The sequence below is a fragment of the Vibrio thalassae genome (assembly GCF_900089835.1).
GTDB lineage: Bacteria > Pseudomonadota > Gammaproteobacteria > Enterobacterales > Vibrionaceae > Vibrio > Vibrio thalassae.
The window spans coordinates 34,792-46,927 of sequence record NZ_OANU01000027.1 but is presented as its reverse complement, the minus strand read 5'-3'; the positions used below and the strand labels follow the sequence as shown (position 1 = coordinate 46,927).

Sequence of the window (12,136 nt, the reverse complement as noted above, 5' to 3'; positions counted from 1 at the left end):
ATCGTCGGTCTCGACGACAGTAAACGTCAACAGTTTGAGTGGATTCATCGACCTTAATCGACTGGATTGCCTGCCCCTGAATATGTAAAAGCTGAGAAAGTAACTGGGTCAAAATAGGATTCATCCATACTGACTAAAAAAGGGTTATTAGTCAGTATGGTAGAAGTCATAAGTATTGCGTTATGACTCAACAAAGCGGAGAAGAGCCACATTTGCTAATGCTAGAAGCTCCTATGTTGCCACTCGGTCTCCAATAAGAAGACGTTCTTAACTGAATTTTTGCATTCATTGATATACCGAATCAACTTGAAGATGCAGGCTTGAGAACCTGAAAATTATCATTAATTCGAGATGTCAAAGTAACTGCGATCTCTGGAAGAGTCACAGCAAAAAATTGGTCTATTGCAGCTTTGAAATCCCGTTTCCTTTTGAAGTAAACGTTGTTCCTCGATTTCTCATTCATAACTTTCCATAGCCGCTCTATTGGGTTGAGGTTTGGGCTGTAAGGTGGAAGATAATGCAGTTCAATATTCAGGACAAACGCCGCATCTTTGACTAAGTCACTTCGGTGATACCCCGCACCGTCCAAGATGGTATGAAGCTTATGGGCTAAGGGATAACTCTTTCTTAACTCACAGAAAAAACGAACCATCGATTCACTGTTAATGCTCTCATAGTCGTGAACAATGGTTGCACCAATATCCGAAAGGTTCAGTGCCCCAATAATGTTTAATCGACTGCGATTGCCCGTTGTTTCAATCACTTTATCTTGACCAGTTCGTATCCAGCCATGAGATATTTTTGTTGATAGTGTTGGGTGAACGGCATCAATAAAGACTATCGACTCATCCTTGCCACAGCTTGTCTTTAGCGCTTCATAAGCCTCTATGAATGCTTGTTGTTTTGCTTCATCAAACTTATGTGGAACGCCTTTCGGTTGCTTGTAACTAAAACCATTGTAGTGAAGCCATTTGTTCATACCAGAAACCGTGTAATCAAGTCCAAATGTCTCTTTAACGTAGGCGACAATTTGATGGGTGTGGGAATAGGTTTTCTCAGTCAAATGCTCGATTAACTGCATGGTTTGAGTGGCAGAAAGCTTGCTTTGACTTCCACCATTTTCAGGCTTCAGTTTTTCAGACAGAACGTAGTCGCTGAGATGGCGTGCAACAGTCGATTCATGGATACGAAGAACTTGAGCAATCATGGTCTGACTCCAACCTTCAGAAGCAAGCAAAACTGCTTTAATGCGATCACGCACTCGACCATCACGAGTCGAATCGTGTGTTTGTTCGAGTTGTAGTTTCTGTTGAGGAGTCAGTGTAATTTTCATGGTGCGTAGCATGATCCTGATTCTATTGAAAATCAAGCAACTTCAATGATCACGGGTATAGAACCAAGGCGTTATTTCTAGGTATCTTTCGGTTTTGATATTAATCCGATACCTTCAGCATCAGTTTGCTCTTCTTTCAGAATATTTTGTTTATGTTCACTTGCGATATAAGTGTACATGACAGGAAGAACGAACAAAGTAAATAAAGTACCGACTGCAAGGCCCGCAACGATAACTAATCCAATATTGTAACGTGAGGCTGCCCCTGCTCCTGTGGCCAGAAGCAGCGGTATTAACCCGGCAATCATTGCCGAGGTCGTCATTAAGATAGGACGCAATCGAATCGTGGCCGCCTCCAAGATCGCTTCATGTTTCGTGGCTCCCTTGAACATTTGTTCTTCTCTGGCGACCTCACACATGAGAATGCCGTGTTTGGTAATTAAACCCACTAAGGTAATTAAACCAACCTGTGAATATATATTAAGAGAGGTCTCTCCTGATATATGCGTCCAACCCAGAGCAATTAATGCGCCGCTGACTGCAAGTGGAACAGTGAACATAATAACTAGTGGGTCGCGCACACTTTCAAACTGACTCGCTAATACCAGAAATATGATCGCCAGCGCCAACGCAAAGGTGACATAAAGAGAGCTCCCTTCTTGAACAAATTGTCGAGATTCACCCATAAAATTATAACCGTATCCCACTGGGAGGTCGGTTTTAGCCAACTGTTCAAAGAACGCAATCGCATCTCCCATCGCGACGTTGGGTGCAGGGACGGCTTCAATTGAAATCGAATTCATTTGATTAAAGTGAGGCAAAGATTTTGCCTGCCCTTCAACGGAATAACTGACTAAACTAGACAGTGGGATTGCTCTTCCATTTTGTGCGGTCACGTAAAACTCTTCGATGAGACTCGGGTTGTCACGAAACGAACGCTCGACCTGTGGGATCACCTCATAAGAGCGACCATCAATATTGACCCGATTAATGTAACCGCCTCCCATCATCGTACCTAATGTTGCCCCAATGTCTTGCATGGTCACACCATAAGCACCTGCAGCTTCTCTATCGACTTTTAAACGAACCAAACCCGAGTCGTACTTAAGATTCACATCAGTATAAACAAACAGAGGACTCTTTTTGGCTTTATCTAACAGCTTGTTACCAATAGCATATAACGTTTCAAAACTCGCCGGACTGGTTATAACAAACTGGATAGGTAAGCCTCCGGATGCGCCTGGCAATGACGGCATTTGATATGTTGTCGCAGTTATACCCGGAATTTTTTTGATTTCTTTATTTATATTCGCAGAGATCTCTTTTTGGCTGAGAGTTCTTTCACTCCACGGAATCAACGGGGCAATGGCTAAACCTTGGCTGCTAGTAGGCACACCAATTAATGCCAGTGATGCTTCAACTTGCGATTGTTTTATTACTACATCATTCACTAGCTGCATATTTGCTTGGATGTAATCGTTATTCGATGTCGAAGGTGTTGAACCGATAATAACGGCTACGCCTTGATCTTCATCCGGTGCTAACTGGGAGGGGATGAAACTAAATATAACTGGCAGGGACACCAGCACCAGCAAAGCAAATAAAACCACTGCGGCTTTACGCTCTAATACCGTTAACAACACTCTTTGATACGTATCAGTGATGCTTCCAAGTACCCTTTCAACCATGGATTCGAACTTACTTGGCTTTGCGTGGGCTTTGAGCATTTTGGAGCACATCATTGGAGAGAGTGTTAATGCTATAAACCCGGATATGACAACCGCTCCAGCCAGCGTAAGCGCGAACTCTTTAAACAATGAGCCAGTTACGCCTCCCATTAGTGCAATCGGTGCATAAACCGCTGCCAGCGTGATGGTCATTGAAATTACAGGAACCGCAATCTCTCTTGTCGCTACTAACGCTGCTTGAAAAGGCTTCGTCCCCATTTTTATGTGTCGTTCGACGTTTTCAACCACAACAATGGCATCATCAACGACAAGCCCTATCGCCAGTACCATGGCAAGGAGTGTCATCAAGTTCAAGGTGAATCCAAACACTTGCATAACAGCAATAACACCAATCAGTGATAATGGTATGGTGACAATAGGAATAATCACTGCACGAAAAGAGCCTAAAAACAAAAGAATAACGACGATAACAATCAACGCCGCTTCTACTATGGTCTTTATTACTTCATTGATTGAGTCTGTGATTGCTAAAGTAGAGTCATAAATCAATGTTGACTGAATAGTATTTGGTAAATTCTTTTCAATAACTTGGAGTTGTGTACGAACCCCTTTAGCGACATCAAGTGGGTTTGCTGTTGGCGTAGCATTGATGCCAATGATCACAGCCTCTTTGCCGTTCGCCAACGCTCTGGTTCCATCACTGCTTTTACCAAGCGTCACTTCGGCGACGTCCTGTAATTGGACTACTTGCCCATTACTGCTGTCTATCACAAGACTTCTCAAGCCATCAACGGTCTCGACTTGGGTATCGATCGTACCATTTAATATTGTCAAATAACTATTGAACTGGCCCACTGCAGACTGATAGTTATTTTGCTGTAATACATTCACCAAATCACCAGTGGTCAAGTTGAACTGTCCCAACTTTTCTGGATTAGGCCAAATTCTAAGAGCAAATGGTGTTCCCCCCATCATCTGAATGTTTGACACCCCATTCACCGTCGATATCTGTGGGTTAACTACTCTTTCGAGGTAGTCTACTATTTGGCTCGAATCTAAATCACTACTATAAAACGATATATACATGATCGACGTCGTTGAGCCGGTTGAAGAAGTTACCGATGGATTATAGGCCTCTCTAGGGAGTTGATTAGTAACAGAATTAATTTGAGATAGTACGCTAGATAATGCTTCTTCCGGGCTTGTGTTCAACATCATATTTAATGTTATAGAAGAAGAACCAAGTTGACTCGTCGATGTCATGAAATCTAAATTATCAACTTGAGATAGCGCTTGCTCTAAAGGTTGTGTTACGAACCCCTCAATAAGTTCAGCGTCAGCACCAGGATACGGCGTCGTCACCTTAATCACTGTGTTTGTCATTTCTGGGTACTGACGAACTTGTAGATCTTTTAATGCATTAAGGCCTAGAAGTAGAACTAAGATACTCAGTGAGGCAGCCATCACGGGGCGATGAATGAAAATGTCAGTAAAATTCATGATCGCACTCCTAAAGCTTAGGCATTTTGTCTGGCGTGTCTATCGGGCTCTCTACAATGTTCACTTTTGTATTGTTGCCCAAATTCAAAATTCCTGTTGTGACTACTTGTTGATCAAACTTTAAATCGCCCTTTATTAGCGCGAAATTTCCATCTCTCTGCAGCACTTCAACTGTGATTTGTTTGACACGATGGTCACTTCCGTCCTTTTCTACAACAAACACGGAGTTGCCGTAAAGCGCGAACGCAATGGACGTTTGAGGAACGACAAATTGTTTATCTAGATCACTTAACGTCACATTCACCTCTGCGAACATACCACCCATCAAGGTTCTGTCGTCGTTTGGTATCTCTGCCTGAATCATAACTAAACCAGTTTTGTCATTAATTACTGGTTCTATTGCGTTGATTTTTCCCTCATAGTTTTTGTTTGGATAAGATTGAACACTCAGTGAGATGCGCTGCCCTATTTTTAAGTGACCAATTTTCGATTGCGGTACACTAAATCTGACTCGCATCACAGATAAATCTTCGAGTCTTACTATATCAGTGCCAACAGGTACGTATTGCCCAAGGTTAATGTTGCGAATACCGAGTTTTCCATCGAAAGGCGCGCGGATTTTACGTAACTCAATGTTGGCTTTTAAACTTTCGATGTTCGCTAATAAGGCTTGATATTTCGCCTCTGCGGCTTGTAGGCTCTGTTCTGAGACAGATTTTTCACTATAGAGACTTTTGACCCTTAAATAATCATTTCTAACAGCGGGTAGTTGCACCTGTTGCTCTTTTAACTCAGCTTGCTGTACCTGATCATTTAATGAGGCTAATATTGTCGTTGCAGTTACGCGCTCACCATTTTCAAAATTAATTTCAGTCACGATACCAGAGACTTCATTCGAAACATCAACACCTTGATATGGTTCAATAAATCCAATAGCTCTAATATTCTGAGGCCATACTGTTGGTTTCAATTGCTCAACAGTTACTGGGAAAATAGGCTCGGGTAGGTTTGCTATCGTCGTTTTAATCTTATTATTCACAAATAGATTAAATCCAATCACACTCCCGAAGGCAAGAACAGCGATGATAATAACACCAAAAATCCATTTTTTCACCGTAACCTCCTAATAATGATAGTAATGTTAAAATAGAATATATGTTGAACTTACATTATGAGCCCAACATATATTAAAATTTCATTCATTTTGAGGTTTTATTTGCTCTCATTCTTCGATACACAAAAAATGGAATACATAAGGTTATGGCAAAACTTATAATGAGAATTGTCAAGTAAGCGGTAGAAGCATCACCTCCACCTAACTGAGCAGGTGGAATGAATGATATACCAAGCGCGACAAATGAGATAGCAAGCCCTGCTATTGCACAAATTAGTTTTACGGGTGTTCCACCAGGGATTTCAAACGCTCTTGGTAGTTCTTTAAACTTCAATACTACTGTTAGGTATGAAATAAAGAATATAATGTAACCGACTAAGTAAATAACTACGGTTAACGATATTGCAGTAAAGAATGATACATTGGCGCCACTCCCGCCAAAGGTAAGTACTGCTGCCCAAATACTTACTATAATTCCTTGCATAATTAGAAACTTGACTGGGACATCATATTCATTAGTCTCTGCTAGCTTTTTAGGTAACAGACCGTCTTTACCCGCTTCAAGCATACCCCACGATGGACCTACTACCCACGCAGATACCTCAGCACATACTCCAAATGCGATAAATACAGCGACAATCCTAACCACCCAACCTGCGTGGTCCGTAAAATGGGCAAATAAGCCTTCAAAACCTTGTACTACCCCTATGGATAAACCAAGAGATTCTTCCGGTACCACGGCACCGATAGCAATACCACCAATAGTGTTTAAGCCAATTGCCAATAAGACAAGTAAAATAATCGCAATTGGATAATCACGTTTGACATTTGTCATTTCATTTGCGTGTGTTGCTGACGCTTCAATACCTGCATAGGCAAGAATAAACGACACAAAGACGACAACAGTATTTAATTGGGTAAAGTCTGGAACCATGTTGCTAAGTGATAGATCCATATCACTTACGCCGCCAGTCAAAAAGAAGCCCATTGTTAACGTAAACAAAATGATTGCCGGAATAGCAATGCCCAGAATGAAGCCATATTTTGCTATCGTACTTGTGAACTTTGTGCCTTTAAACTGAGATAAAGTCAGTCCCCAGAAGATCACCATAACGCCAATAAAACGTATCATCGGGTCGTTGTTTAGTGCATCCCAGTCAAGGACGTAAGACAGTGCACCAAGTATGAAATAAATCATGGTGACAAACCCGACAGTGATCTGGAACCATTGAAAGAATATGTTAGCAAAACCCCATTTTTCTCCGAGTGTCTTACCCGCCCATGTGTAGACCCCGCCTTTATCCCAGCCCTCTATCGTTGCCATTTCTGCGGCACACAATGCAACAGGAAGGAACCAAAACAGCCCAGCAACAACAAGATAAAAGACTAAAGAAATACCTGAAGACGCAAAGGTTGGGTATTCATAAACCGTCATTACCATCGTTGCGGTTAAGGCAAAGAATCCAAACAAGCTAAGATGCTTGCGACTGCTTACCGACTCATTCATCATCAAATTCCCTGTAAGATCTATACGCATATTCGATTGGCTAAAGTGCAGCTCATTTTTCTGTATACAAATGACTCATACAAAAATTTAAATAACACAGTGTTTCTATGGATACTCAGAACTATCACAAGCTATCGTCAACTCAATTAACTCACCAAGAGTATTCGTCATTAATTTGCAAACCGGATGCGACCGTCACTAGTATTAAACACCTTCATAAATGAAACGTTGACTACGTTGTACATAGGGTCAACCTCATCCAACGTAACACAAGGTGAGTTACCACCTTTATAACCAACGGCATTACACCAGTTATGCCAATAACCTACCACTACACCAGCTTCTGGGTTGACCATTTCATTCGCTGATGCGGCATTCACAATACAGCCTAAACCTAGAGCTACTGCAATAGAGAGCGTTTTGTGCTTCACGATATTACCTCTTATTCATTCAATTCCATGATGGGATCCACTCAGCATTTAGATACAGTAACGCATTGAGTTCACCTGAAATTATATGATTGAAGCAATCAATTATTCATACGGCATGTATCATAGTTTTGTTTGGATTTTCGATATCGTGATCTTAATTCACGAAGAAAAGTGAATTATCTAAAAACTCTAGACCTGAAAGAATAATTAAGGCATACATGCGGGTTTTAACGATAATTCTATCGTTACAAGCCAGTTATCCGACATATATTTTATTGCGTAAATAATGTTAATGAGTCGCTAACGTCGTTGACTGCTCTAGTTAAAGCAGCGATGAAGAAATCAAACCGTTGGTCGCTAAAGTGATTGAGTATCAATAACCCAACCTGTATTGGCCCCTGAGCTGCAGGGGCTCTATACATTGCCGCCACTATAAGTGGTTAACTCACTGTGCGACTAAATTTAATGCTAGTGAACCAAGCCATTATGCCTATTAAGGTGTAAATACCTACATTAAACCAACCTGCTTGCGGTATTGCACTAAAGGGGTTAACGGCAAGAATCGCATGCAAAGGCAGATAGAAAATATCTGAGAAAAACTGGTCAATTCCGTAAAAACCAAACATAGCAATCGGCATCCAACGCAAAGCGTAGATAGCGATTAACATAACAAGTAACGGAGAATTCACTTTTTGCGATAGTGCCATTGCACTCAGTGCTAACGGCAGCAGTAATACTCCCGCAACCGTCATTTTCATACAAAAAACCAACCAGTTAATCACCACGTCAAACAGTGAGGACTGTCGATGCAGTAAGGCTAACTGATGGTCCGTTGAAGTATTGAGTAACCACAATAGTAAATCAGCACAAAATACCAAAGCAGAGCACACGAAAGGAATGACTAGAAGACCAAAGGCCAATTTGACTAGATGCGTTTTTACATCGCTAACTGGCATGCTGCGCCAAAACATGATGCTGCCTTCACAACGCTCTTTACGCAACGTTCTTGGGAAATACTGAGTACCGAGCAAAATTGACAACAACCCTGCTCCACCCATAACTAACATACTCACGTCATTTGCCATATCTTTGTGAAGATCACTCACATCGCCGCTATAGCTCATATGAAAAAACATATTAGTTTGTAACGTCGAACTGCTCATTACACTGATAAATAAAAGCAAACTACACGCAAGCATGAATAGAGGCACTCGTGTTACCAGTGGGTTTTCTATCCACTCTTTACGCAGCATTGCAATAATTGAACGCATTATACGGCCTCCTTTTGTAAAGCCAAAAACAGATCGGCTAACTTCACCTCATATATCGCACCTAATGCTTCAGCTTGCTTTGCGTGGTGCGAGGACAGAAGCCATTTCGTACTTGCTAATCCTTTTTGAAATGAGAGCGGGTTCATGGTTTCAATTTGCATTCGATGTTCATCATTAGCATCAAGGATAAAGTAATCTTCACTGATGGCTTCCATCGAGCTTTGTAATACTGAGCGACCTTGTTTCAGAATCAGCACATCAGCAAGTAGATGCTCTATCTCACTCACTTCATGACTGGCAATGATTAACACTCTCTCTCCATCGTGAAACCACTCTAGCAAGTGACGATAGAACGTCTCTCGATAGACTAAATCTAGCCCTAATGTCGGTTCATCTAAAATGAGTATTTGCGTATTAGTTGCAATCACCACCGCTAAATGAAGCTGAACTTTCATACCTTTAGACAGCGCCTTGATTCGAGTACGCAGCTTGATATTAGTGTGGCGAAGTAGCTCATCGGCTTTGTGACGATCAAACCCTGTGTGCACTCCTTCGGTATAGTTCAGCAGCTGTGCCACCGTCATCCAACCAGGAAGTACATTGACATCTGAAATGTAGGACAGGCTTTGCATGATCTTGTCACGCTGTGTTAATGGCTCGAAACCATTGATGCGTATGGTTCCACTATATTCGTGTGCGCCAAGTAAGGCGTTAATGAGTGTTGATTTACCGGCACCGTTGTGTCCTAGCAAGCCGAGTACCTGACCAGCCTGTAACTCAAAACTGATGTCGTGCAAGCCTTCACCTTGCTTGCTATATTGCTTGGATGCATTTTGCACACTAACTAAAGCGCTCATTGGTCACCTTTAATATGTGGTTTAATTTGCTGGACAAACTCCTCTAAAGACATATCCAGACGCTGCAGTGTTGCGGCAATTTGAGGTATTTGCTGTTCTAGAAAGCGCGCTTTTTCGTCGTTCAATAGTCGGCTTTTAGCCCCAGTCGCAACAAACATACCTTGACCCCGCCTCTTTTCTACCAGCCCTTCATCCACTAGCAACTGATAACCTTTCATTACCGTTAAGTGGTTAATCTTCATGTCTGCCGAGACATTACGAACAGATGGTAGTGGTTGGCCTTCTTGCCATATCCCTTGAAGGATTTGCTGAGTAATTTGGTCAGCCAACTGACGAAAAATCGGTTGACGATCATGCCAATGCGTCATTAGCGCCCCTTAGCTGAATTGGTGTTATATATATGTATAACACCAAGGATGCAGAAACAAAAGGGAATTGTTTTTCACAACAATATGCGCAAACCGCGCCAACGACAGTTGGCGAACGCGGTTTGCGATACGATTACTTGTTTATCACTGTGTAACTTGGTCTGATGCCGCCTTCACTTTGAGGCGATTTTTGTTGTCTCGATTCGCGATCACTTGTTGATAATCATCAACTTGACCTATGGATTTGGCTAAGCGGTCGTAAAGCACTACATTAACCGTCGCCGCAAGATTCATGCAACCATGCGTAGGCACATAAACCACGTGGTCGGCCCTATCCACTATGTCTTGAGGGAGCGATCCATCCTCTGGTCCAAAAATATATACCGCGTTCTCTGGGTGGCAGAATGAAGGCAATGAGGTCGCCCCTACAGCAAACTCAACACAAACAACAGCCACACCTTTATCCAGCTCAGCGGTAAGATCATCCATCTCAACCAAAGCGATTCGTTCCTGAGTATTCTGTGTGTCTGTTTGAAATCTGACCGCTCGACTGTAACGAGTCCCATTGTAGCGAACTTGAGATGCGTCATAGCAGCCTGCAGCTCTCATCACTGCGCCTACATTGGTTGGACTTTTTGGATTATGCAATCCAATAATCACGGTTGATTTAGTTGTCATCGGTATCGTTCTAGTTAAGTACATTGAAAAAGAAAAAGCTCGGCTTTTACGGCGCGCGATTATGCCATAGATAATGGTTGTTTGCTGCATTCGCTTTATCAACAATGAGTCGTGATAAAAGAACGCCATGGAATGTTCAGGCTTCATCGAAAAATCGCACAAAAATCACAATAAGTATCATTAAAATGGACATAAAAACAAAATGTGATACTTATTGTTATATTTCGATACTATTGAGGCGATAGACTTAACTCCGAACTTAAACATCGGAGCATCACAATGAAAATCATCACCAAATCAGTCTTAACATTAAGCCTATTAGCTATGGGGTCAGCGCACGCATTTGAGTTGAAGAGTCAAGATATTCAAGAAGGGCACCCAATGGCCAAAACCTTTGAATATAACAGCTGGGGTTGCGATGGCGGCAACCTATCACCTCAGCTATCATGGAGCGATGCTCCAGCTGGTACTAAGAGTTTCGCCATCACTGCTTATGACCCAGATGCACCTACTGGCAGTGGTTTTTGGCACTGGATTGCTTTTAACATCCCCGCTTCTGTGACGGAACTACCACGAGGAGCAAAGCCAAAAACTGAGAAACGTGCGAATGCATTCCCCTAGTATTATTCAAATTATTTCCGGCAGTAAGCGACTGTTTTGGAAAGATAATGTTATAGACGTATCCCATTCAAAATTGTTGCTGAGTGATGCGTCTGCCTCACTCAGTTTCGAAAATTTACCACAAAAAGGACGATTTTTATCTCGAGTCTTCAGCTTTCATTGTTTACCGCCGGAATCTATGCTCGAGCTCAGTAGAAATAATGGTCAAGGAGAGGAAACACCGCTGCTAAGTGCAACCAGCGGCCTGCAAGACATACTCAATGCTTTGTTCTCGTTTGATCAGTACAACATGAGCAACGAAACACGTACCTTTTGGGTGATGGGGTTTTACCAACAATTAGCGGAAATCGGTGCATTGCATCAGTTATTCTCCGACGTAAACACCCTATTTAGTCAAAAGTTAAGTCGCTACCTTTCACTTTCTCCCAGTGAAGAGCATGCGCTAGAAACCATTGCGATCCACTTTGCGATGAGTCGTGCCACTTTGATTCGTAAACTTAAACAAGAAGGCACACAGTACCGAGAACTATTGGTAGAAGTGCGATTAAATCATGCTTTGTCTTGAATACAGGGTGGGACTCGTAATATCGCTTTGTTGGCGCAGTCGTGTGGTTACCAGTCGGAAGGAAGGTTTAGTCAACGCTTCAAAGGCAAGTTTGGCTTAACCCCCAAGGATTATATTAAGACCGTCACGACATAGTTTTAGGAACCCGCTCTAACTGGACCTGTTAAGCCTCTAAGTTCTAGGACAACGTCCCCAGCTCTCAA

At 42.2% G+C, this 12,136-nt stretch carries 8 protein-coding genes and 3 pseudogenes; 2 read left to right on the top strand and 9 right to left on the bottom strand.

What is annotated here, in order from left to right:
* Nucleotides 1–301 precede the first annotated feature (301 nt).
* From VTH8203_RS10540 to VTH8203_RS10500, 9 genes and pseudogenes are all read right to left on the bottom strand, one after another.
* Complete coding sequence (locus tag VTH8203_RS10540; RefSeq protein WP_167385813.1) at nucleotides 302–1,333, bottom strand: IS630 family transposase; 1,032 nt, start codon at nucleotides 1,331–1,333, stop codon at nucleotides 302–304.
* A gap of 77 nt (nucleotides 1,334–1,410) precedes the next feature.
* Complete coding sequence (locus VTH8203_RS10535; RefSeq protein ID WP_096993639.1) at nucleotides 1,411–4,521, bottom strand: efflux RND transporter permease subunit; 3,111 nt, start codon at nucleotides 4,519–4,521, stop codon at nucleotides 1,411–1,413.
* 10 nt (nucleotides 4,522–4,531) lie between these two features.
* Complete coding sequence (locus tag VTH8203_RS10530) at nucleotides 4,532–5,635, bottom strand: efflux RND transporter periplasmic adaptor subunit (RefSeq protein WP_096993638.1); 1,104 nt, start codon at nucleotides 5,633–5,635, stop codon at nucleotides 4,532–4,534.
* Nucleotides 5,636–5,720: 85 nt separating this feature from the next.
* Complete coding sequence (locus tag VTH8203_RS10525; RefSeq protein WP_244181192.1) at nucleotides 5,721–7,172, bottom strand: amino acid permease; 1,452 nt, start codon at nucleotides 7,170–7,172, stop codon at nucleotides 5,721–5,723.
* A 155-nt stretch (nucleotides 7,173–7,327) separates the two neighbouring features.
* A pseudogene (locus tag VTH8203_RS10520) lies at nucleotides 7,328–7,576 on the bottom strand (immunoglobulin-like domain-containing protein); the annotation flags it as partial.
* A 437-nt stretch (nucleotides 7,577–8,013) separates the two neighbouring features.
* Entirely contained in the window at nucleotides 8,014–8,844 is an 831-nt protein-coding gene (locus VTH8203_RS10515; protein WP_096993636.1) for a hypothetical protein, read from the bottom strand.
* Nucleotides 8,844–9,701, bottom strand: a complete 858-nt coding sequence (locus VTH8203_RS10510) for an ABC transporter ATP-binding protein (RefSeq protein WP_096993635.1) — start codon at nucleotides 9,699–9,701, stop codon at nucleotides 8,844–8,846. Before VTH8203_RS10510 ends, VTH8203_RS10515 begins: the two co-directional genes overlap by 1 nt.
* Complete coding sequence (locus tag VTH8203_RS10505) at nucleotides 9,698–10,069, bottom strand: GntR family transcriptional regulator (protein ID WP_096993634.1); 372 nt, start codon at nucleotides 10,067–10,069, stop codon at nucleotides 9,698–9,700. The genes VTH8203_RS10510 and VTH8203_RS10505 overlap by 4 nt, the downstream gene beginning before the upstream one ends.
* A 144-nt stretch (nucleotides 10,070–10,213) precedes the next feature.
* Complete coding sequence (locus VTH8203_RS10500; RefSeq protein WP_096993641.1) at nucleotides 10,214–10,747, bottom strand: RNA methyltransferase; 534 nt, start codon at nucleotides 10,745–10,747, stop codon at nucleotides 10,214–10,216.
* A 279-nt stretch (nucleotides 10,748–11,026) separates the two neighbouring features.
* Here VTH8203_RS10500 and VTH8203_RS10495 point away from each other — a divergent pair.
* Nucleotides 11,027–11,326, top strand: a pseudogene (locus tag VTH8203_RS10495) (YbhB/YbcL family Raf kinase inhibitor-like protein); the annotation flags it as partial.
* 13 nt (nucleotides 11,327–11,339) lie between these two features.
* A pseudogene (locus VTH8203_RS10490) lies at nucleotides 11,340–12,068 on the top strand (helix-turn-helix transcriptional regulator).
* Nucleotides 12,069–12,136: the final 68 nt, after the last annotated feature.